Below are 19,167 nucleotides of genomic sequence, written 5' to 3' on the forward strand. Positions count from 1 at the left end.
TTGGCTCCGAAGCCTCGCGCTTTTCCTCGTGAAGAAAGATGCGTCCATGTCGATGATGCGTAAGCTGTTCCGCTCTACCGTCCTGGCCCTCGGCCTTCTGGCGGCCGCCCCCAGCCTGGCCCAACAGGCGACTGACGCCCGTTTCACCATCGCCGTGATCCCCGACACTCAGAACTATGCCGATCACACGCGCCAGCGCGCGGCCGGCTTTCCGTTCGACGCGCGGGACATGATGACCGAGCAGTTCCGCTTCATCGCCGACAACGCCGCCTCGCGCGGCGGCGACATCGTCTTCGCCACCGGCGTGGGCGACGTATGGCAGCATCCCATCATCGACATCGACCCGGATCACGCCGCGCGCGGCTTCAGTCCCCGCGTCTTGCCCTCTGGCGTCGGACCGGCGAAATGGGCGCCGGGCGTGCGCGAGGTGGAGATCCCCGCCTCCATCGCCGCCTATCGCCTTCTGGACGGCGCCCTGCCCTTCTCGGCCGTGCCCGGCAATCACGACTATGACGCCCAGTGGTGGGAAGAGTCCTGGCCGCGCGACCTGACCGCGCCTGAAGGCGACCTGCGCCGCCTCGGCATGATCCATGTCGGCGGCCTGACCGAATGGGTCCGCGTCTTCGGCGCCGCCTCGCCCTTCTTCAAGGACCGCCCCTGGTACGTCGGATCGCACGACGACGGCGCGGACAGCGCCCAGGTGTTCGAGGCCGGCGGCTACCGCTTCCTGCACATCGGCCTGCAGTTCGCCCCTTCCGACGCCAGTCTGAAATGGGCCGAGACCGTCATCCACGCCCACCCCGGCCTGCCGACCCTGATCAGCACCCACGACTTCCTGGACAAGACCGGACAGCGCCGCGCCCATCCGGTCGTGGACATCAACGCCCTCGACCCCTTCGACAACAGCGCCCAGGGCGTGTGGGACAAGCTGATCAGCCGCAACCCGCAGATCTTCATGGTCCTGAGCGGCCATCACAACGGCCAGGCTTTCCGCAGTGACCCGAACCGCCAGGGCGGCGCCGTCTATCAGCTGCTGTCCGACTATCAGGACCGCAACCGCGCCGCCGTCGACGCCGGACTGGATGCCGCCAAGGCGCCGGGCCTGGGCGACGGCTGGCTGCGTTTGATGGCCTTCGACATGACGGGCGAGGTTCCGACCGTGCGCGTCCGCACTTATTCGACCCACTTCAAACGCTACGCCTCGGACGAGCCGAACTACGCACTCTGGTACAAGCCGAACGAGCAGCCTCAGATGACCGACGAGGAATTCCTGGCGCAGGACGAGTTCACGATCCGCCTGGAGGACTTTCGCGCCCGCTTCGGTCCCGGCCGCAGCGCCGTCCGGCAGTAGCCGCCCTGTTCACAGTTCTGATTGGAAGACTCGTCTTCCACGCGAAGCGCGCTAGCGCCCAATTGCAAAGGGGTCGCCTTACGGCGACCCCTTCAAAACCATTCCAAATCAAAGATTTAGATGGTCGGAGCGACAGGATTCGAACCTGCGACCCCTTGACCCCCAGTCAAGTGCGCTACCAGGCTGCGCCACGCTCCGAAGGCGCTCCGTATAGACGGCGGTTCGGTGCTCCGCAAACCCTAAAACGCTCTATCGACAACAACTTCCGTCTTAGCGGCGCAGAACGCCCTCCAACCGGGCCTTGGCCGCTTCCAGTTCGCTCAACAGAGCCTCAAGGCGCGCCGGAGCCGCCGGAAACGCCGCCGCCTGCGACACCGATTCCGCCCGATCCCCCGAATCGATCTCCAGCGTCGCGGCCGGGTCGGCATAGGCCGTCAGGCGCGCCAGACCCTGATCCTGCACCAGGCGTTGCACCCCGCGAATCGTCAGCCCCTCGTCGTGCAGCAGCCGCCGCACAGCCTTCAGCACCATGACGTCGTCGGGGCGATAGAAACGGCGGCCGCCCGCACGCTTCACCGGGGCGACGAACTCGAACTTCGTCTCCCAGAACCTCAGCACATGCTGGGGGGCGCCGACTTCATCGGCCGCTTCAGAAATGGTGCGGAAGGCTTTGGGGCTTTTGGCCAAGGGTCTCAGGTCTCGACGACGGCGTCGTGCACCCGGCTCTTCATGATCTGTGAGGCGCGGAAGCTGATGACGCGGCGGGGGTTGATGGCGGCCGGTTCGCCGGTCTTGGGGTTGCGGCCCATGCGGGCGCGTTTCTCACGGACCTGGAAGACGCCGAAGCCCGATAGCTTGACCGTCTCGCCCTGCTCAAGAGAGTCGACGATCAGGTCCAGCGTGCGCTCGACCAGTCCGGAGCATTCCTGCCGGGACAACCCGACCTCTTCGTGGACCGCTTCGCACAAATCCGCACGGGTAAGCGTCTGATGTCCGGCCACTTGCATCTCCCCGCAATCAATTGGCGGGGCATTGAAGGGCAAAACGGCCGGAAATCAAAGTCCTCAATGCAAATCTAGAATCGGAAGGCGCACGCGCCCCATGTCAGGCCGCCGCCCATGGCCTCGACCAGGACCAAATCGCCCTTCTTGATTCGCCCATCCTTGATGGCGACGTCCATCGCCAGCGGGATGGAGGCGGCCGAGGTGTTGGCGTGCATGGCCACGGTCGAGATGACCTTGTCCTCGTCCAGGCCCAGCCGGTCGCCCACGCCCTTGATGATGCGCTGGTTGGCCTGGTGCGGCACGAACCAGTCGATCTCGGGAATGTCGACGCCCGCAACCTCGGCCGCAGCCGTGATGGCCTCGGCGATGTTCACGACGGCGTGGCGGAAGACCTGATTGCCCAGCATCCGCAGATGGCCGACCGTACCCGTCGTGGCCGGCCCCCCGTCGACATAGAGCATGTCAGCCTTGGCGCCCTCGCAGCGCAGGGCGAAGCCCAGCACGCCGCGATCATCCTTGGTCCCCTGCCCCTCGCCCGGCTCAAGCACGAAGGCTCCGGCACCGTCGCCGAACAGGACGCAGGTGGTGCGATCCGTCCAGTCCATCAGCTTGGTCATTTCCTCGGCGCCGATGACCAGGGCGCATTTGGCCTGACCGCGCGCGACAAAGCCGTCAGCCACGCTCATGGCGTAGACGAAGCCCGAACAGACCGCCTGAACGTCGAAGGCGATGCCCACCGGCGCACCCAGCTTGCGCTGGACGATGGCCGCCGTCGCCGGGAAGGTCTGGTCCGGCGTGGTGGTGGCGACGATGATCAGATCGACGTCCGCCGCCGTCTTGCCGGCATCGGCCAGGGCGCGCTCGGCCGCCTTGAGCGCTAGGTCGCTGGTCGGTTCGTCGTCGCGGGCCTTGTGGCGCTGGCGGATGCCGGTGCGCTCGATGATCCATTCGTCGGAGGTGTCGACGATCTTGGTCAGGTCGGCGTTGGTGACGACCTGTTCGGGCAGGAAGGAGCCGACCCCGGTAACGACGCTGCGGATGACGCTCACTGTTCGGTCTCTCCCATGACGACGGGCGCGGGTTCGTCCATCGCGGCCGCCAGACGCGCGAAATTGGCGCTGACCTTGGTCAGATAGTCACTGCGGGCCAGTTCGACAGCCACGCGGATGGCATTTGCATACCCCTCGGCCGTGGCGCCGCCGTGGCTTTTTACGACGATGCCGTTCAGACCCAGCAAAGGGCCGCCGTTGACGCTGCTGGGGTCGATACGGCGCGCCATCTTCTTCAGCGCCGGCATGGCGATCAGGGCGCCCAGCTTGGCCAGCGGACCAGAGGTCAGCGCCTCCTTCAGCAGGCCCGAGATGAAGCGGGCGGTGCCCTCGGCCGTCTTCAGCGCGATGTTGCCGGTGAAGCCGTCGGTCACTACCACGTCCACGGTCCCGGCGGCGATGTCATGTCCCTCGACGAAGCCGGTGTAGTTCACAGGAACGGCGTCGGTGCGCAGCACGGCGTGGGCTTCGCGCACCTCTTCGTGGCCCTTCATCTCTTCGGAGCCGACGTTCAGCAGGCCGACCGTCGGCCGCGCCACGCCATGCACGGCGGACTGGAAGGCCTCGCCCATGATGGCGAACTCGACCAACTGGCGCGCATCGCTGCCAATGTTGGCGCCGACGTCCAGAACGGCGGTGAAACCGCGCTTGGTCGGCCAACTGGCGACGATGGCCGGGCGCTCCAGCCCGTCGACCGCCATCCGCAGAACCAGCTTGGAGATCGCCATCAAGGCGCCGGTGTTGCCCGCCGAGACGGCGGCCTGGGCCTCGCCCGTCTTGACCGCCTCGATCGCGTTCCAGAGGCTGGAGCCCTTGCCTCGACGCATGGCCTGGGCAGGCTTTTCGTCCATTGCGACGACCTTGTCGGTGTGCCGGACCTGGCAAAGGTCGTCCGATACGTGCAGGCGCGCCATCTCGGCGCGGATCGCCGCCTCGTCTCCGTGCAGCAGGAAGCGCACGCCGTCGCCGCCATACAGCGAATAATAAGCCTTCACGCCGCCGACCACGACGGCAGGACCGTGGTCGCCCCCCATGGCGTCGAGCGAGATCAATGTGGATGATGCCAAGTGGAAATCGACTCCGTCGCCGTCTTGTCGCGGCGCTTCAATGTTAGGGCGTGCAGACGCAAATGTCGCACCCTGTGGATGCAACCGAGGCGCCCTTAGGTCAACTCTTGTCGCCGTCGTTCGGCTTCAAGGCCCGCAACACGCCGAAAGGCGAGATCTCGCCCGGCTCAGGCGGTTGCTCGAACACCGCGCCATCCTTGCGGGGATAGGGGTCCAGATGCAGGGCCAGTTGCTCGACCGCATACTGGCCCAGGTCGATCTGACCGTTTTCCACCACGTCAGGCGAATCGTCGTCCAGCTCCAGGTCGATCTCCCCCTCGTCCGAAGGCGGCGTATCCACGGCCTCGACCAGATTGATCTCGAATCGATCGTCGACATGAACGGGCAGAGGCTCCAGCGTCAGCACGCAGGACTGGACCGCATCGGCAACGACACGGCCGGTCAGACGCCAGCCTGAAACCGTCGCCGTCACCTCCAGGTCCGCCTCAAAACGGTCCAGCGACTTCAGGTTCAGCGCGCGCGCAATGCGCTGACGCGCCTCGGCGTCCGGCTCCAGGCGCCGGGACAGGCTCGCCCCGATCTGATGCAGGCGGACAGGATCGCTGTAAGGCAGGGCGGGAATCGTCATGCGACGATCATGGCCCAGTCAGGCGCCTTTTCCACGGCGGAAATAGGCTGACGCGCCAGGCGTTCGTGCGATTCCAGCGCATAACGGGTCAGTTCAGCGCCGGCGGCGGGATCGTCGCTCTCGAACACATTGCGCGCGATTGAAGCCTGGAAGCCGTCGCGGTCGCCTTCGCGCAGCGCCTTCTCATAGGCGCTCATACGGCCATAAAGAGCCTCGCCCAACTTGCGCATCTTCTTGCCGACAGACACGTCGCCGACGCCCAGTTCACGCAGAACGTTGTCCAGAGCCGAGACATAGGTGTCGAACATCTTCTGGGCCAGATCGGCCCCGCGCTCGCCCTCAGCCTTGGTCCGCACGAACAGCAGAAGGACGTGCAGGGTGTAGAGCTCGAACCGCGCATCGATTCGATCCGCCACGCCCAGGCGGGCGTAAAAATCGGGCTGGCGCGCCTGTTCCACCGCCAGGGCGTATAGGCCCTGAGCCTGGCGCTCTTGCGTCTGTCGTCTGAAGAGTGTCTTGAACATAGGTTTTACGGCCCCTTTTCCGCCGCGCCGTTGCACTAGGACGCAGCGACGGTTAGGTCAAAGACCTTGTTCCAAGAGGCCCATCGCCGATGCCCCGTTTTACGTCGCTCATCATCGCCGCCTCGCTCGCCGCCGCTGCAGGCGCCTGCGCCCCGGTCGTCGCCACCCAGGGCTTCCAGGCCGTGGACGCCAAGCCCCAGGACATCGAGGCGGGCGTCGACACCCGCGAGACCGTCCTGGCCAAGCTGGGCACGCCCTCGACCACCTCGACCTTCGAGACCGACAACGTCTGGTACTACCTGACCCAGACGACCCAGCGCTACACCTACAACAAGCCTGAAGTGTCGCAGCGGACGGTCACTGAAATCACCTTCGCCGACGGCGGCGAAAAGGTCGCCAACGTCCGCACCCTGGGACTGGAAGACGGCCGCCAGATCGCCATGGAGCGCCGCGAGACCCCGACCCGCGGCCGCCAGTTGACCATTCTCGAACAACTTCTCGGCAACGTCGGCCGCGGCCAACTGCCGCGCACCGAGGACGACGTGCCCGGCCAGCGCCGCCCAGACTAAGCTCCAAAAGATAGGCGGCCCTCAAGCCGCGAGCGACCGCGTCGCGAGCATAGGGCGCAAAAAAGATAACGCCCCGGAGATCGCTCTCCGGGGCGTTTTCAGTTTCAGCGAAGCGCAGTCAGACGATCTTGCCGCTCGCCAGCACCGCCAGCAGCAGAAGCGCCACGATGTTGGTGATCTTGATCATCGGGTTCACCGCCGGGCCGGAGGTGTCCTTGTAGGGATCGCCCACGGTGTCGCCGGTGACGGCGGCCTTGTGCGCTTCCGATCCCTTGCCGTGAACCACGCCGTTCTTGTCGGTGAAGCCTTCCTCGATCACCTTCTTGGCGTTGTCCCAGGCGCCGCCGCCCGACGTCATGGAGATGGCGACGAACAGACCCGTCACGATCACCCCCATCAGCATGGCCCCCAGGGCGGCGAAAGCGTTGGCCTTGTCCGGCTGGATGAACAGGATGACGACGAACAGGATGATCGGCGACAGCACCGGCAGCAACGACGGCACGATCATCTCGCGGATGGCCGCGCTGGTCAGGATATCGACAGCTCGGCCGTACTCCGGCTTGGTCTGGAAGGTCATGATGCCCGGATTCTCGCGGAACTGACGCCGCACCTCGGCCACGACCGCCTCAGCAGCGCGCCCCACGGCCGTCATAGACAAGCCGCCGAACAGGAAGGGCAGCAGCCCCCCGAACAGCAGACCGACCACGACATAGGGGTTGGACAGGTCAAAGGCGACCGCGCCCAGGCCGTGGAAGAAGCTGCCCGGCGCCGCCTCGGCCGCGAAGAACTTCAAGTCCTCCACATAGGCGGCGAACAGGACCAGCGCCCCCAGACCCGCCGAACCGATGGCGTAGCCCTTGGTCACGGCCTTGGTGGTGTTGCCTACGGCGTCTAGGGCGTCGGTCGAGACGCGGACTTCCGGCGGCAGGCCCGCCATCTCGGCGATGCCGCCCGCGTTATCCGTGACCGGACCGAAGGCGTCCAGCGCCACGATCATCCCCGCGACGCCCAGCATGGTGGTGGTGGCGATGGCGATGCCGAACAGGCCCGCCAGTTGATAGGCCGCGACGATGCCGACGATGATGGTCAACGCCGGAAGCGCCGTTGCCTCCAGCGACATGGCCAGGCCCTGGATGACGTTGGTGCCGTGGCCCGAGACCGAGGCGTTGGCCACCGACTTCACCGGGCGGAAGCCCGTGCCGGTATAGTATTCGGTGATCACCACAATGGCCGCCGTAACCAGCAGGCCGACGACGCCCGCCCAGAACAGATTCATGGGCTGAATCAATAGCCCGCCCGAGGTTTCGACCGCCCCCGGCAGAAGTTGGTTGATCACCCACCAGACCGCGCCCAACGACAGGACGCCAGTGACGATGAGCCCTTGGTACAGGGCCCCCATGATGTTGCCGCTCTTGCCCAGACGGACGAAGAAGGTGCCGATGATCGAGGTCACGATACAGACGCCGCAGATCGCCAGCGGCAACAGCATCAGCACGTCGACATAGGGCTGGTTGCGGAAGAAGATGGCCGCCAGCACCATGGTCGCCACCGTGGTGACGGCATAGGTCTCGAACAGGTCGGCGGCCATGCCGGCGCAGTCGCCGACGTTGTCGCCCACATTGTCCGCGATGGTGGCGGCGTTGCGGGGGTCGTCCTCAGGGATGCCGGCCTCGACCTTGCCCACCATGTCGCCGCCGACGTCGGCCCCCTTGGTGAAGATGCCGCCGCCCAGTCGCGCGAAGATGGAGATCAGAGAGGCGCCGAAGCCCAGGGCCACCAGTCCGTCGATGACTTCACGGCTGGTCGAGGCGTGGCCCAGACCCTGGGTCATGAAGGCGTAGTAGCCGGACACGCCCAGAAGCGCGCCGCCCGCCACGAACATGCCGGTGATCGCGCCCGAGCGGAAGGCCAGGTCCAGACCCTTGGACAGGCTCTGCGACGCGGCCTGGGCCGTACGGACGTTGGCGCGCACGGAGATCAGCATCCCCGCATAGCCCGCCGCGCCCGACAGAACCGCGCCGATCAGGAAGCCGAGCGCGGCCCAGATCCCGATAAGAAAAAAGGCCGCGACCAAGATCACGACCCCTACAATGCCAATCGTTGTGTACTGACGCTTCAGATAGGCGGATGCCCCTTCCTGGATCGCCGCGGCGATCTCACGCATCCGTTCATTACCACTGTCGGCCTTCATCAGGACGGCGGTCTGGACGGCGCCGTAAAGCACCCCCAGAGCGCCGGCCGCGATGACCAGCCAAAGATATGACGTCATGGCGTTTCCAAGCCCTATGCAACTAGACGCGCGGATCCATGGGCTGCGCTACGGGCGTTTTCGCCTCTCGGCCGCCTTCCGGTCCCCCCGTGCGCTTACGGACGCAAATTCACGCCCCTCGGGAATTGCGGCTAAATCGTGCCAAAAGCAGAGCCGTGGCGCAACAGCGCTCTTCTAGACGGCGCGGACGGTCGTGCGACGGCGCGCGGCCTGGCTGACGACCTCGACACGGGCGATCGCGCCCTTGCCGATCAGCCTATCGGCCGAGCGAATCAGGCTGGCGCTCAGAGCCTGGGCGTCCAACTGGTTCCAGTCGTCGGCCAGGACGAAGGGCGTGCGGTGCCCTGCGCGGACCAGGGCGTCGCGCAGATAGGGCTCCTTGGCCTTCACGGCATCCAGAGGGTGGCCCTGGCCCAGATGCAGCTTCAACACCACGAAGATGTAGTTCCGAACCCGGCCGCCCACGATGATGGGCAGGCCGACGCCGGTCAGGTTGAAACTCGCCGGTTGATCGGGGGTTTCCGCCGACGGCGAGGCTGCTGCGGCCGCCCCCGACAGGGCGGCGCCGGCGACGGCGAGGATCAGGGCGCGACGGTTCATGGCGGCAGTCTGGCCCTGTCCCGTTAGGATTCCGTTGCCCTCAGCCGTGGGTCCAGCCGGTGCGGGTCGGCGTGATGACCTGGCCCAGATAGCGGGGGGACAGTCCCCTGCCCTCGGCCACGCGGCCGACGCAGGTCAGGCGCAGGTGGCGGCGCTCGGCCTCGCGGCGCAGGGCGTTTTCGGCGCCCGCCGGGACAGTCAGCAGGATTTCATAGTCGTCGCCGCCGCCGGCCAGCAGCTCCAGCGCCGCCTGCGGGTCGACGCGCCCCTCAAACCAAGCCTGGGCGGCGGCGGACAGGGGCAATCGCTCCAGATCGATCTCGAGGCTGACGCCGCTGGCCTCGGCGATATGGGCCGCGTCGGCCAGCAGGCCGTCGGAGACGTCGGCGCTGGCCGTAGCCAGGCCCAGGACGACGGGCGCGAACTCCACGCGCGGCATGGGGGTGCGATAGGCGGCCTCCAGCGCGTCCATGCGTTCCGGCTCCAGGCTCAACGTCGCCTGGGCGGCCTGAAGGCCCAGCCAGCCGTCGCCGATCGTGCCGGTGACGAAGACCAGATCGCCCGGCCGCGCGCCCGCCCGACTGACCGCCGCGCCCGACGGCGCCCAGCCCAGCAGGGTGGCCGAAAAGCTGGCCGGCCCCGGCGTCTTCACCGTGTCGCCGCCCAGCAGGGAAATGTCGAAAATCGCCTGATCGCGCCGCAGGCCGGCGACGAAAGCCTCGCGCTCGGGCCAGCCGCAGCGTTCGGACCAGTGACAGGCCAGAAGGTAGCCGAACGGCTCAGCCCCCTTGGCGGCCAGGTCGGACAGGTTCACGCGCAACAGCTTCTGCGCCACCGTGTCCAGCGGGTCGTCGGGCAGGAAGTGGACGCCCTCGACGATCGCATCCTTGGTCAGGATGAGGTCGTGCCCCGGACGCGAGGGCAGCGCGGCCACGTCGTCGGCCAGCCCCCGCGCCCATTCCGGGTGCGCCAGCGGCTTCAGAAGCCGCTGGATGGTCTCGAATTCGCCTGCGACGTCAATCGCGGGCATCGCGCGCCACGCCGTCCAGCGCCGCGTTCACGAACTTCGCCTCCGCATCGTCGAAGAAGGCCTTGGCCAACTCGACGTACTCGTCGATCACGATCTCCCGCGGCACGTCGGGCTTGTGCTTCAGCTCCCAGGCGCCGCAGCGCAGCAGGGCGCGCAGGGTCGCGTCCAGACGCTCCAGCCGCCAGTTGGAGGCCAGGCGCGCCTTGACCGCCTCGTCCACCGCGCGTTGGTCCTCGACCACACCATGAACCACGGCGGCGAACCAGTCTTCGTCCGCCTCGGCCAGGGGGGCGCCGTCGATGTCGGCGTCGAAGCGGTGATTGCGGAACTCGCGCACGACGCTGTCGACGCCCTCGCCCGCCAGCTCCATCTGATACAGGGCCTGAACGGCGGCCAGGCGGGCGACCGTGCGGGCGCGGCGCTGACGGCTGGTCAGTTGGGGCTCGGCGCGGGCTTTGTCAGCCTCGGCCAGTTGGGCCATGACTTCGGCGACGGTGGCCGGGGTGGTGTTGGTCGGTTCGCTCACGAGGCCAGCCCTCCGCGAAGACGCTTGCGGATAGCGATCAGGTCCAGGCAGGCGCGGGCCGCAAAGCCGCCCTTGTCGCCCTCGCTGAGGCGGGCTCGGGCCCAGGCCTGGTCCTCGTCCTCGGTCGTCAGGATGCCGTTGCCGATGGCCAGACCCTTGAGGCCCAGTTGGGTGATGCCCGCCGCCGACTGATCCGAGACGATCTCGAAATGATAGGTCTCGCCGCGGATGATGCAGCCCAGGGCGACATAGCCGTCATAGCGCGGCGCGGTCGGATAACGCCCGGCCTCTTCGGCCATGGCGATCACGGTCGGCACCTCAAGGGCGCCGGGCACGGTCACGACGTCATACTGAACGCCTTGCGCGCGCAGGGCGTCCTTCGCTCCTTCGAGAAGGGCGTCGGCCAGTTCGTCGTAAAAGCGCGCCTCGACAATGAGGACGCGAGTGGGGTCGTTCAAGATTGGTCTTCTCCGTCCATGTCGCGCCAGCCGACGATGCGCAGGCCGTAGCCTTCCAGCGCCGTCGGATTGGGTCGCGTCGAACTCATCACGATCATGTCTTTGACGCCGAGGTCGAGCAGAATCTGCGCCCCGACGCCATAGGCTTTCAGCGAACGATCCACGGCGGCGGGCTTGGCGACGCCGCCCAGCCGCTCGGCCAGACCATGCAGGTCGGGATCACGCAGGAAGACGACGACGCCCGGCCCGTCCTGGGCCGCCAGCGCCTGCATCGCCTTCGGAATATAGTCCTGTCGGGCCTCGACATGGCCCAGCAGGTCGGCGGCGAAGTCGACCTGGTGCATCCGCACGACGGTCGGCTTGGCCGGGTCGATGTCGCCGCGCACCAGGGCGACATGCTCCGCGCCCTCGATGGTGTTGCGGTACAGGATCAGCTTGAACGCGCCGCCGTGGACGCTTTCGAACGGCGTCTCCATCACGCGCTCGACAAAGCGCTCGGTGCGGCGGCGATAGGCGATCAGGTCGGCGATGGTGCCGATCTTCAGCCCGTGCAGCTGGGCGAAGGCGATCAGGTCGGGCATCCGCGCCATCTCGCCGTCGTCCTTGATGATCTCGCAGATCACCCCGGCCGGGATCAGGCCGGCCATGCGGCTGATGTCCACCGCCGCCTCGGTATGGCCGGTGCGGACCAGGACGCCGCCGTCGCGCGCGACCAGCGGGAAGATGTGGCCCGGCGAGACGATGTCGTCGGCGGTGCGCGACGGATCGGCCGCCACCTGGACCGTATGGGCGCGATCGGCGGCCGAGATGCCGGTCGTGACGCCTTCCTTGGCCTCGATCGAGATGGTGAAGGCCGTGCCCATGCTCTCGCGGTTCTCGGCGGCCATCGGCGGCAGGCGCAGCTGCTTGGCGCGCTCGGACGTCAGGGCCAGACAGACCAGGCCCCGCGCATAGCGGATCATGAAGTTGATCTGGTCCGGCGTGGCGAACTGGGCCGGAATGACGATGTCGCCCTCGTTCTCGCGGTCCTCGGCGTCCACCAGGATGTAGGGGCGGCCGTTGCGGGCGTCCTCGATAATGTCCTCGATCGAGCTGATCGGGCTGTCGGTGTTGTAGACGGCCAGTTTCATCATGCGGTCTCCTGCCACCGCGCGAGGTAACGCGCCAGCATGTCGATCTCCAGATTGACCTTTTCGCCGACCTTCAGGCCGCCGAGGGTGGTCGCATCCCACGTGTGCGGGATGATGTTCACGTCGAAGCGGCGCTCATGCACCCCATTCACCGTCAGGGAAACCCCATCGACCGTGATTGAGCCCTTTGGGGCGATGAATCTGTGCAGGGGCGCCGGCGCCTCGATCAAGATGCGGCGCGATCCGCCCTCAGGCGTGATGGACACGACCTCGCCCAGACCGTCGACGTGGCCGGAAACGATGTGGCCGCCCAGTTCGTCGCCCAGTTTCGCGGCGCGCTCCAGGTTAACGCGGGTGCCCTCGCTCCAGTCGCCCAGCTTGGTCTTGGACAGGGTCTCGCCGGACACCTCGACGGCGAACCAGCCCTCGCCCTTCTCCGTCACGGTCAGGCAGCAGCCCGCGTGGCTGATGGAAGCGCCCAGGTCGATGCCCGCCGTGTCCCACACGGTCTCGACCTCATAGCGACGGTCGCGGTTGGTTTCACGGACGCTGCGAACGCGGCCGATGTCGGTGACGATGCCGGTGAACATGAAAGCTCCGGTCCCTTCGGACCCAAAAAACAGAGTCTAATTAGTCTAATTCGTCTGAAATCGCGCCTGAGGAGGCGTCAGGCGCGGGCGTAGCGTTCCCACAGATCGTCTCCGACAGGCTCGACGCCCAGACGACGGAACTTGGGGGCGTCGGCCAGCTTTGCAAGCGCCAGGGAGGCGACGCAGGGCCTGCCCTCCCCGCCCAGCAGGATCGGGGCGCGGAACCACTCGATCGCGTCCACCGCCCCCGCCTGGATGAAGGAGGCGGCGACACGGCCCCCGCCCTCGATCAGGATGGAGCCGATGTTGCGGGCGGCGAGCGCGTCGAGGACAGCGGGGATGGTTGGGCGGCCGTCGATGGCGGCGACGGTGATGACTTCGGCCTGGCCGATGGCGTGGGGCGCGGCTGTGGTGAAGATCAGGGTGTTGCCGGATGCGGCCTTGGCCGTCGCGGGGGTCCGCAAACGGCTGTCGAGGACGACACGCAAGGGATGCGGCCCGGCATGATCAGCAAGGCGCACAGTCAGTTCGGGATCGTCGGCCAGCACCGTCTCGACGCCGACCAGGATGGCGTCATGCACAGCGCGCAGGCGGTGGCCCTGCTGGCGCGCTTCGGGCCCGGTGATCCACTGGCTTTCGCCCGTGGCCGTGGCGATGCGGCCGTCCAGCGAGGTCGCCAGCTTAAGGGTGACGCGCGGGCGCATCAGTCCTGGCCGGACTTGGTCTCGTCGAAACCCTCGTCGCCGAGGAATTTGGCGAAGTCCGAGGTGTGGCGGAAGTCCTTGTAAACCGAGGCGTAGCGGACGTAGGCGACCTCATCGACCGACTTCAGCGCCTTCATGATGAAGTCGCCGACGATGCTGGACGGGATCTCCGTCTCGCCCAGGCTTTCCAGCTGGCGCACGATGCGGCTGACCAGAAGCTCGACCTGATCCGGCTGCACTGGACGCTTGCGCAGGGCGATGCCCAGCGAGCGCTCCAGCTTGTCGCGGTCGAAGGGGGTGCGGCGGCCGTTCCGTTTCAGGATGACCAGTTCGCGCAGCTGCACCCGCTCGAAGGTGGTGAAGCGCCCGTTGCACTGCGGGCAGGACCGACGGCGCCGGATGGCCGCGCCGTCGTCAGACGGGCGGCTGTCCTTCACCTGGGTGTCGGCGTTTCCGCAGAAGGGGCACTTCATCCGATGGGTCCCTTAGCGATAGATCGGGAAGCGCGCAGTCAGTTCGCGCACCTGAGCCGCCACGCCCGCGACGACGGCCGGATCGGCTTCGTCGCCGCCGTTCATCGACGAGACGACATCGGCGATCCAGTGACCGATCTGCTTGAACTCTTCTTCGCCGAAGCCGCGCGTGGTGCCCGCCGGGGTGCCCAGACGGACGCCCGAGGTGACGGTGAAGGGCGCAGTGTCGAACGGCACGCCGTTCTTGTTGCAGGTCATCAGCGCCTTCTCGAGCTCATGCTCGGTGGCCTTGCCGGTCACGCCCTTGGGACGCAGGTCGACCAGCATCAGATGGCTGTCGGTGCCGCCCGAGACGATGGCCAGGCCGCGTTCGACCAGAACGGCCGCCAAGGCCTGGGCGTTCTTCACGACCTGCTGGGCGTAGAGCTTGAACTCGGGTTTCAGCGCCTCGCCGAAGGCCACAGCCTTGGCGGCGATAACGTGCTCCAGCGGGCCGCCCTGCAGGCCGGGGAAGACGGCCGAATTGATCTTCTTGCCGAGGTCCAGGTCGTTGGACAGGATCATGCCGCCGCGCGGGCCGCGCAGGGTCTTGTGCGTCGTGGTGGTGACGACGTGGGCGTGCGGCACCGGGTCGGGATAGACGCCCCCGGCGATCAGACCGGCGTAGTGGGCCATGTCGACCATCAGATAGGCACCCACCGAATCCGCGATCTCGCGGAAGCGCTTGAAGTCGATGTGGCGGCTGTAGGCCGAGGCGCCGGCCAGGATCAGCTTGGGCTTCTCCTTCTGGGCCATCTCGGCGACGTGATCATAATCAATCAGATGGTCGTCTTCGTTCACCTTGTAGGTGACGGGACGGAACCACTTGCCCGACTGGTTGGCGGGCGAGCCGTGCGTCAGGTGCCCGCCGCAGGCCAAATCCATGCCCAGGAAGGTGTCGCCCGGCTGCAGCAGGGAGAAGAAGACCGCCTGGTTGGCCTGGGCGCCCGAGTGCGGCTGGACGTTGACGAAGGCGGCACCGAACAGCTCCTTGGCGCGCTCACGGGCCAGCTCTTCCGTGATGTCGACGAACTCGCAGCCGCCGTAATAGCGACGGCCCGGATAGCCCTCGGCGTACTTGTTGGTCAGGACCGAGCCCTGCGCGTCCAGCACCGCCTGGGAAACGATGTTCTCGGAGGCGATCAGCTCGATCTGCTCCTTCTGGCGGCCAAGCTCGCCCTGGATGCCCTTGAAGATCGCCGGATCGGCGTCGGCGAGGCTCTTGGAGAAGTAGGAGTCGTGGGTGAAGGCGGTCACAGGCAGGCATCCCGAAGGCTGAAGGCGGAAACGGCGCTCCCTTCTAGGCCGCGCCGCCGAACACCACAACATCTAGGGGGATGCGAGGCCGCCGCCCACGTCATCGCGGACGGCGGCGAAAATCGCCTACCAGTTGTTGCGGCCGTCCATCTGCTCGATCTTGATCGAGGACAGGTCCAGGTCGGACGCCATGCGCAGATTAACCGCCGCGATGCGCGTCGAGGGCATGGAGCCGGGCTGATGCCCCTCTTTCGGCGTCCCGTCGGCATTGTAGACAGAACCCCAGTCCGGCGAGAAGCCGTGGGTGTTGCCGCCGCAGGTCGCACAGAAGTGATGGTGGTTCATGCCGTTGGGGGCATAGTCGCCCACCGGCCCCGTCGCGGTGATCGTCAGTTCATCCGGGCTGTAGTAGCCCCAGACCGCACCGGTCCGATGGCACCACGTGCAGTTGCAGGATGCGGCCTGCTTGGGCAGGTCCGGCGCCTCGATCTTCACGGCTCCGCAATGGCAGGCGGCGGTCAGGGTCATGTGGGGCTCCTCCTTCATATCAAGAGGATACCGCTTTCTGCTGTCAGAAAACGGCAGCGGCGCTCACATCCGGGTCAAGGCGCGCTTTAACTTGGCCAGGGCGACCCGTTCGACGGACTTCGGCTCGTTGACCGGCCCCATGGCGCTGACCTCGCGGCCAGTGGCCACGTGGACGGCCGAGCATTTCACATAGGGGCCGTTGCGGACGAACTCGACGATGACCTCGCCGAGCTCGGGGTCGTGCGTCATGCGGCGGCCGGTTGACGCGCCACGTTGCAGTGCGACCAGAGCTTGTCCATCGCCTCGACCAGCTTGTCGATCATGGCGTCGTCATGGTCGGGCGAAGGGGTGAAGCGCAGCCGCTCGGTCCCCTTGGGCACGGTCGGATAGTTGATCGGCTGGACGTAGATCCCGTGCTCTTCCAGCAGCATGTCCGAGATCAGCTTGCAGTGCACCGGATTGCCGACGTGAACCGGCACGATATGGCTGACGCTGGGCAGGACGGGAATGCCCGCCTCAGACAGACGGCGCTTCAGAGTGGCGGCGCGCTCCTGATGGGCGGCGCGCAGTTCCGGGTGCGCTTTCAGATGGCGGACCGAGGCCAGGGCGCCGGCGGTCAGGGCGGGCGGCAGGCTGGTGGTGAAGATGAAGCCCGAGGCCCAGCTGCGCACGGCGTCCACGATCACCGCATCGGCGGCGATGTAGCCGCCCATGACGCCGATGGCCTTGCCCAGGGTGCATTCGACGATATCGACGCCGTCCAGCACACCGTCACGCTCGGCCACGCCCGCGCCGGTTTCGCCGTACAGGCCCACGGCGTGAACCTCGTCCAGATAGGTCAGGGCGCCGTATTTCTTGGCCAGGGCGATGGTGCCGGCGATGTCGGCGATGTCGCCGTCCATCGAATAGACGCTCTCAAAAGCGACCAGCTTGGGCGCAGCGGCAGGCGCCGCCGCCAGCAGTTCCTCGAGGTGTTCGAGGTCGTTGTGGCGGAAGATATGACGCTCGCCGCCGCCGTTGCGGATGCCCGCGATCATGGAGGCGTGGTTCAAGGCGTCGGAGAAGATGATCAGGCCCGGCAGGATCTTCTGCAGGGTCGACAGCGTCGCCTCATTGGCCACATAGCCCGAGGTGAACAGCAGGGCCGCTTCCTTCTGGTGCCAGCTGGCCAGCTCGGCTTCCAGATCCACGGCCGAACGCGTGGTGCCCGAGATGTTGCGCGTTCCCCCCGCCCCGGCGCCGGTCTTTTGGATCTCGGCCTGCATGGCGTCGATCACCACCGGGTGCTGGCCCATGCCCAGGTAGTCGTTGGAGCACCAGACGACGACGTCCTGCTGAGCGCCGTCCTCGCGACGACGAACCGCACGAGGAAACTGGCCGCGCACCCGCTTCAGATCAGCGAAGACGCGATAGCGACCTTCGCTGCGGACCTGATCCACAGAGTTCTGAAAGGCGGACTTATAGTCGAACAAGGCGGCGCTTCTTTCGCTTATGCAGCTTTCGCGGCCTAATTGCGCGCGCCGCCCTGTCTTGTCCATGTCAGGAGCCGGACAAAACGTCCCAACCCCTTAATTGATAACGGTTCTCAGCTTCATCAACGCCTGTATCAAGCCAGGGTGTCGATGCGGCAGCGCAGCATCTGCACCATGGCGGAGAAGTCCTTGCCGCCGTAGCCGAGGCCGTTGAACAGGGCGTAGAGCGCCTCGGCCTGCGCGCCCAGCGGCGTCGTGGCGCCCGCCTTGGCGGCGGCATCCTGGGCCAGTTTCAGATCCTTCAGCATCATGGCGCTCGCGAAACCGCCTTCATACTCGCGGTTCGACGGGGCGGTCGGCACCGGGCCCGGCCAGGGGTAGTAGTTGCTGACGCTCCAGCACTGGCCCGAGGACTTGGAGGCGATCTCGAAGAAGCGTTCCGGCTCCAGACCCAGCTTCTCGGCCAGGGCGATGGCCTCGCACGTACCGATCATCGAAATGCCCAGCAGCATGTTGTTGCAGATCTTGGCCGCCTGCCCGGCGCCGTGGTCGCCGGCGCGGATGGTGATGCGGCTCATGGGGTCCAGCGCCGGTTCGACGCGGGCGAAGTCGGCCTCGTCGCAACCGACCATGAAGGCCAGGGTGCCGGCGTCAGCAGCGGCGGTGCCGCCCGAAACGGGGGCGTCGGCGAAGGCGTAGCCCGCCTCCTTGGCCAGGCCCGCGACCTTGCGCGCCGTCTCCACGTCGATGGTCGAGCAGTCCAGCAGCAGGGCGCTGGCCGGGGCCACGCCGATGATCTGGTCGGAATAGACGCCGAGCACGTGCGGCCCGGCGGGCAGCATGGTGATGACCACCTCGGCGTCCTTCACGGCCTCGGCGACCGAGGCGACGGTGCGGCACCCGGCCTCGGCGGCGCGCTCCAGCGCGACGGGCGACAGGTCGAAGGCGGCCACGTCATGCCCGGCCTTGGCCTGATTGGCGGCCATGCCGCCGCCCATGTTGCCCAGGCCGATGAAGGCGATGCGAGTCATCTGTGCGTTTCCCTTATGGATTTTGGCCGAGGGTTAGCGCCGCCCGTCCCGCTTCGCCAGTCACCAATTTGAGACGAGACGCCTCAGTTCGGTTTGCGGAAGCGGTAGACGAACTGATCCGTCTTGCCTCGGATCGCCTCGTCGAAGACGTTCAGGCTGTGGTCGTCGGCCGGGTTGGCGACGGCTGTGCTCTCTCCGTCGAAGATGAAGCCGGCGGCCTCGACCTCCTTGCGGAGCTGGGCGCCCTCGATGCGGTGCAGGCTTTCGACCACGGTGTTGGCGGCGCCGGGCGCGGCCTGGTGGTCGATGACGACATAGAGGCCGCCGGGCTTCAGCGCCTTGAAGATGTCCGCGTTCATCTTGGCCACGTCCACGCCGAAACGGGGGATGTGGAAGTCATGATATTCCTGGCTCATGAAGACCAGGTCCAGCGGCGCATCGAAGCTCATGGCGTCCAGGTCGCCGTTGACGCGGCTGATGTTGGGATAGGCGGCGACCAGAGCGTCGGCGCGCGGGTTCTCGCGCTCGGCCGTGCGGTTGGGCACGAAGGCGTAGACATGGCCGCCCTCGCCTACGACCCGCGAAAACAGGCGGCTGAAATAGCCCGCGCCGGGGCGGATGTCGGCGATGCGCTGGCCCGGCTTCACCTGAGCAAAGGCCAGCATTTCGGCGGGATGGCGCAAGGGGTCGCGGGCCACTTCGTCGGCCGGGCGCAGGGTGTCGGCGACGGCGGCCTGATAGGCGGGCGCGGCGGCGTTCTGGGCCAGGGCGGGCGCGGCGCTCAGCAAGGCGGCGACGACGGCGGCGGCGAGCAGATGCGGCTTCATGATGAACTCCTTGATCTCTTGCTGCCCCGGTCGGGGCCTTC

At 66.9% G+C, this 19,167-nt stretch carries 23 protein-coding genes and 1 tRNA gene; 2 read left to right on the plus strand and 22 right to left on the minus strand.

Annotated elements, in window-relative coordinates:
* The first annotated feature begins 46 nt into the window (after positions 1-46).
* Entirely contained in the window at positions 47-1,351 is a 1,305-nt protein-coding gene (locus B3D50_RS09320) for a serine/threonine protein phosphatase (protein WP_286950917.1), read from the plus strand.
* A gap of 121 nt (positions 1,352-1,472) precedes the next feature.
* Here B3D50_RS09320 and B3D50_RS09325 read toward each other — a convergent pair.
* From B3D50_RS09325 to B3D50_RS09355, 7 genes are all read right to left on the minus strand, one after another.
* Positions 1,473-1,549 (minus strand) — tRNA-Pro (locus B3D50_RS09325).
* A gap of 72 nt (positions 1,550-1,621) precedes the next feature.
* On the minus strand, positions 1,622-2,038 hold the full coding sequence (locus B3D50_RS09330) for a MerR family transcriptional regulator (RefSeq protein ID WP_286950918.1): 417 nt from the start codon (positions 2,036-2,038) through the stop codon (positions 1,622-1,624).
* A 5-nt stretch (positions 2,039-2,043) separates the two neighbouring features.
* Positions 2,044-2,352 carry an integration host factor subunit alpha gene (locus B3D50_RS09335; RefSeq protein WP_369822381.1) on the minus strand — a complete coding sequence of 103 codons (309 nt, stop codon included), beginning with the start codon at positions 2,350-2,352 and terminating at the stop codon, positions 2,044-2,046.
* Positions 2,353-2,426: 74 nt separating this feature from the next.
* A complete protein-coding gene (locus B3D50_RS09340) occupies positions 2,427-3,404 on the minus strand; it encodes a beta-ketoacyl-ACP synthase III (protein WP_003164752.1) in 978 nt (325 codons plus the stop codon).
* Entirely contained in the window at positions 3,401-4,471 is a 1,071-nt protein-coding gene (plsX, locus tag B3D50_RS09345) for a phosphate acyltransferase PlsX (RefSeq protein ID WP_088411635.1), read from the minus strand. The genes B3D50_RS09340 and plsX overlap by 4 nt, the downstream gene beginning before the upstream one ends.
* A gap of 100 nt (positions 4,472-4,571) precedes the next feature.
* Positions 4,572-5,099, minus strand: a complete 528-nt coding sequence (locus B3D50_RS09350) for a YceD family protein (RefSeq protein WP_128719990.1) — start codon at positions 5,097-5,099, stop codon at positions 4,572-4,574.
* Complete coding sequence (locus B3D50_RS09355; RefSeq protein ID WP_040345284.1) at positions 5,096-5,623, minus strand: ubiquinol-cytochrome C chaperone family protein; 528 nt, start codon at positions 5,621-5,623, stop codon at positions 5,096-5,098. The genes B3D50_RS09350 and B3D50_RS09355 overlap by 4 nt, the downstream gene beginning before the upstream one ends.
* Before the next feature lie 89 nt (positions 5,624-5,712).
* On the opposite strand from B3D50_RS09355, the gene B3D50_RS09360 reads away from it, so the two are divergent.
* Positions 5,713-6,192: an outer membrane protein assembly factor BamE gene (locus B3D50_RS09360; protein WP_003164749.1), complete on the plus strand. Its 480-nt coding sequence runs from the start codon at positions 5,713-5,715 to the stop codon at positions 6,190-6,192.
* 118 nt (positions 6,193-6,310) lie between these two features.
* Here B3D50_RS09360 and B3D50_RS09365 read toward each other — a convergent pair whose 3' ends face one another.
* The 15 genes from B3D50_RS09365 to B3D50_RS09435 all read right to left on the minus strand — a co-directional run bounded on the left by B3D50_RS09365 (position 6,311) and on the right by B3D50_RS09435 (position 19,126).
* Entirely contained in the window at positions 6,311-8,461 is a 2,151-nt protein-coding gene (locus tag B3D50_RS09365; RefSeq protein ID WP_286950919.1) for a sodium-translocating pyrophosphatase, read from the minus strand.
* A gap of 174 nt (positions 8,462-8,635) precedes the next feature.
* Positions 8,636-9,061, minus strand: coding sequence for a hypothetical protein (locus B3D50_RS09370; protein ID WP_286950920.1), 426 nt, complete (start codon positions 9,059-9,061; stop codon positions 8,636-8,638).
* A gap of 40 nt (positions 9,062-9,101) precedes the next feature.
* Entirely contained in the window at positions 9,102-10,091 is a 990-nt protein-coding gene (gene thiL, locus B3D50_RS09375; protein WP_286950922.1) for a thiamine-phosphate kinase, read from the minus strand.
* Positions 10,078-10,572 carry a transcription antitermination factor NusB gene (gene nusB, locus B3D50_RS09380; protein WP_087141445.1) on the minus strand — a complete coding sequence of 165 codons (495 nt, stop codon included), beginning with the start codon at positions 10,570-10,572 and terminating at the stop codon, positions 10,078-10,080. Before nusB ends, thiL begins: the two co-directional genes overlap by 14 nt.
* Before the next feature lie 41 nt (positions 10,573-10,613).
* Positions 10,614-11,075, minus strand: a complete 462-nt coding sequence (gene ribH, locus B3D50_RS09385; protein WP_040345280.1) for a 6,7-dimethyl-8-ribityllumazine synthase — start codon at positions 11,073-11,075, stop codon at positions 10,614-10,616.
* The gene (gene ribB / locus B3D50_RS09390; RefSeq protein WP_286950924.1) at positions 11,072-12,208 is read right to left on the minus strand and encodes a 3,4-dihydroxy-2-butanone-4-phosphate synthase; all 1,137 of its coding nucleotides are present in this window, start codon (positions 12,206-12,208) and stop codon (positions 11,072-11,074) included. Before ribB ends, ribH begins: the two co-directional genes overlap by 4 nt.
* Complete coding sequence (locus tag B3D50_RS09395) at positions 12,205-12,795, minus strand: riboflavin synthase (protein WP_286950925.1); 591 nt, start codon at positions 12,793-12,795, stop codon at positions 12,205-12,207. Before B3D50_RS09395 ends, ribB begins: the two co-directional genes overlap by 4 nt.
* A gap of 77 nt (positions 12,796-12,872) precedes the next feature.
* Entirely contained in the window at positions 12,873-13,499 is a 627-nt protein-coding gene (gene ribD, locus B3D50_RS09400) for a bifunctional diaminohydroxyphosphoribosylaminopyrimidine deaminase/5-amino-6-(5-phosphoribosylamino)uracil reductase RibD (RefSeq protein WP_286950926.1), read from the minus strand.
* The gene (gene nrdR / locus B3D50_RS09405; protein ID WP_024352817.1) at positions 13,499-13,972 is read right to left on the minus strand and encodes a transcriptional regulator NrdR; all 474 of its coding nucleotides are present in this window, start codon (positions 13,970-13,972) and stop codon (positions 13,499-13,501) included. Before nrdR ends, ribD begins: the two co-directional genes overlap by 1 nt.
* 12 nt (positions 13,973-13,984) lie before the next feature.
* Positions 13,985-15,268, minus strand: a complete 1,284-nt coding sequence (gene glyA / locus B3D50_RS09410; protein WP_286950927.1) for a serine hydroxymethyltransferase — start codon at positions 15,266-15,268, stop codon at positions 13,985-13,987.
* Positions 15,269-15,394: 126 nt separating this feature from the next.
* A complete protein-coding gene (locus B3D50_RS09415; protein ID WP_286950928.1) occupies positions 15,395-15,814 on the minus strand; it encodes a GFA family protein in 420 nt (139 codons plus the stop codon).
* 45 nt (positions 15,815-15,859) lie between these two features.
* On the minus strand, positions 15,860-16,045 hold the full coding sequence (locus tag B3D50_RS09420; protein WP_286950929.1) for a DUF6898 family protein: 186 nt from the start codon (positions 16,043-16,045) through the stop codon (positions 15,860-15,862).
* A complete protein-coding gene (hemA, locus tag B3D50_RS09425; protein ID WP_286950931.1) occupies positions 16,042-17,268 on the minus strand; it encodes a 5-aminolevulinate synthase in 1,227 nt (408 codons plus the stop codon). The genes B3D50_RS09420 and hemA overlap by 4 nt, the downstream gene beginning before the upstream one ends.
* A gap of 134 nt (positions 17,269-17,402) precedes the next feature.
* Positions 17,403-18,299, minus strand: coding sequence for a 3-hydroxyisobutyrate dehydrogenase (gene mmsB / locus B3D50_RS09430; RefSeq protein WP_286950932.1), 897 nt, complete (start codon positions 18,297-18,299; stop codon positions 17,403-17,405).
* An 83-nt stretch (positions 18,300-18,382) separates the two neighbouring features.
* Positions 18,383-19,126 carry a class I SAM-dependent methyltransferase gene (locus tag B3D50_RS09435; RefSeq protein WP_269297597.1) on the minus strand — a complete coding sequence of 248 codons (744 nt, stop codon included), beginning with the start codon at positions 19,124-19,126 and terminating at the stop codon, positions 18,383-18,385.
* Between the last annotated feature and the right edge of the window lie 41 nt (positions 19,127-19,167).

The sequence above is a fragment of the Brevundimonas sp. UBA7507 genome (assembly GCF_002478355.1).
Lineage (GTDB): Bacteria > Pseudomonadota > Alphaproteobacteria > Caulobacterales > Caulobacteraceae > Brevundimonas > Brevundimonas diminuta_D.

Excerpts from the sequence above, each read along its gene's own strand:
- mmsB (WP_286950932.1), bottom strand. The coding sequence starts at position 18,299 with ATGACTCGCATCGCCTTCATCGGCCTGGGCAACATGGGCGGCGGCATG.
- B3D50_RS09435 (WP_269297597.1), bottom strand. The coding sequence starts at position 19,126 with ATGAAGCCGCATCTGCTCGCCGCCGCCGTCGTCGCCGCCTTGCTGAGC.
- B3D50_RS09350 (WP_128719990.1), bottom strand. The coding sequence starts at position 5,099 with ATGACGATTCCCGCCCTGCCTTACAGCGATCCTGTCCGCCTGCATCAG.
- ribD (WP_286950926.1), bottom strand. The coding sequence starts at position 13,499 with ATGCGCCCGCGCGTCACCCTTAAGCTGGCGACCTCGCTGGACGGCCGC.
- B3D50_RS09355 (WP_040345284.1), bottom strand. The coding sequence starts at position 5,623 with ATGTTCAAGACACTCTTCAGACGACAGACGCAAGAGCGCCAGGCTCAG.
- B3D50_RS09395 (WP_286950925.1), bottom strand. The coding sequence starts at position 12,795 with ATGTTCACCGGCATCGTCACCGACATCGGCCGCGTTCGCAGCGTCCGT.
- B3D50_RS09360 (WP_003164749.1), top strand. The coding sequence starts at position 5,713 with ATGCCCCGTTTTACGTCGCTCATCATCGCCGCCTCGCTCGCCGCCGCT.
- B3D50_RS09365 (WP_286950919.1), bottom strand. The coding sequence starts at position 8,461 with ATGACGTCATATCTTTGGCTGGTCATCGCGGCCGGCGCTCTGGGGGTG.
- B3D50_RS09370 (WP_286950920.1), bottom strand. The coding sequence starts at position 9,061 with ATGAACCGTCGCGCCCTGATCCTCGCCGTCGCCGGCGCCGCCCTGTCG.
- B3D50_RS09420 (WP_286950929.1), bottom strand. The coding sequence starts at position 16,045 with ATGACGCACGACCCCGAGCTCGGCGAGGTCATCGTCGAGTTCGTCCGC.
- nrdR (WP_024352817.1), bottom strand. The coding sequence starts at position 13,972 with ATGAAGTGCCCCTTCTGCGGAAACGCCGACACCCAGGTGAAGGACAGC.
- B3D50_RS09320 (WP_286950917.1), top strand. The coding sequence starts at position 47 with ATGTCGATGATGCGTAAGCTGTTCCGCTCTACCGTCCTGGCCCTCGGC.
- B3D50_RS09415 (WP_286950928.1), bottom strand. The coding sequence starts at position 15,814 with ATGAAGGAGGAGCCCCACATGACCCTGACCGCCGCCTGCCATTGCGGA.
- nusB (WP_087141445.1), bottom strand. The coding sequence starts at position 10,572 with ATGGCCCAACTGGCCGAGGCTGACAAAGCCCGCGCCGAGCCCCAACTG.
- thiL (WP_286950922.1), bottom strand. The coding sequence starts at position 10,091 with ATGCCCGCGATTGACGTCGCAGGCGAATTCGAGACCATCCAGCGGCTT.
- ribB (WP_286950924.1), bottom strand. The coding sequence starts at position 12,208 with ATGATGAAACTGGCCGTCTACAACACCGACAGCCCGATCAGCTCGATC.